Raw genomic sequence first — 1142 nt, 5'->3', positions numbered from 1 at the left:
CAGATCCAAAACGCCTTTTAAACGACGGTAGAAATTCGTCTGCGGTACCCGGTCACTTAATTGGAAATTATTGAAAAGCTTCTCTTGATAATCCTTTTTACCCTGCATACCTAAAGTTACGATCCTTTTACGGATCGGCAAGATCGAAATGCCCCTTTTTTTATAACTTGTGCAACAGGCACATCGTGTAAAATTAATTGCTAGTTCTAGCCTACTTACGAATATTCCTGCGGAATATTCTATTCGGTTTTTATTTGCTAAATTAGTTACTTAAACACGCAACGAAATCATACACAAACACGTTGTAACACATTTTGACCAAACCAAGAAACATTGAGTAAATTAAAAGAATTAATAGATAGAATTGTTGAATTTGGAACAAATGAAAAACTTGAATCCGAAAATAAAACACTCGAAATCAAAAGACTATTAGTTGGAATTTACGCTGAATATCTGAAAGTAGAAACGAAATTTGACGAGACTGATTACGAAGAACCTATAAGTTTAGATTATGACGGAATTAGAAGTATAGTAACTGAACATTTCCCAGATTTCGGTTGGTATCATTCTGTTTGGGAAAGTCATAAGATTAACGATGATGCAGATTTGGTTACTGAAGATTCAATTGATGATTTGACTGACATTATAAAAGACTTAATAGAAGTTCAATGGAGATTGGAAAATAACAGCGAAGAAGATGGACTTTATCAATTTGTGTTTTTAATGAAAAATCATTCTGAACAACACTTGGTAAACTTACTCAAATACTTAAAAGACAAAGACGAATAATGTTTAGACTCAAATACATCCTTCTGACTTTGTTAATGTCAGTTTTAGTTTTTTTATCAACTTCATTTTTGACTGTGTTTAGTCATTTGACTTCACCGATTAATAGAACAGTTGGTTATAAATCTTTAGAAATTGGTTTTCCATTCAAATATTACGAGGAATTTATGATAGATTGTCCAAATCCCAATTACGGTTGGAATTTGAATAATTTAATTTTAGATATAATTATAACACTAATAATTGTAAGCGGAATATTGTATTTAGTGAATAAAAACGTGTTACAACAACGGTAACCGTTGCACAAGATATTAATCCGTGAAAAAATGGATCCGTACAAGCCTCTTTACGGGGCT

Annotated in this window: 1 protein-coding gene; it reads left to right on the top strand. The window is 31.9% G+C overall.

Translation table 11 applies throughout. The features are described 5' to 3' along the window. Positions 1-333: 333 nt before the first annotated feature. Positions 334-789 carry a DUF5063 domain-containing protein gene (locus BFP75_RS08985; RefSeq protein WP_099544906.1) on the top strand — a complete coding sequence of 152 codons (456 nt, stop codon included), beginning with the start codon at positions 334-336 and terminating at the stop codon, positions 787-789. The last annotated feature ends 353 nt before the right edge of the window (positions 790-1142 follow it).

Origin of the sequence: Maribacter sp. 4G9, from assembly GCF_002742265.1 — a bacterium.
Taxonomy (GTDB): Bacteria; Bacteroidota; Bacteroidia; order Flavobacteriales; family Flavobacteriaceae; genus Maribacter.
This window is presented reverse-complemented; position numbering and strand designations above follow the sequence as displayed.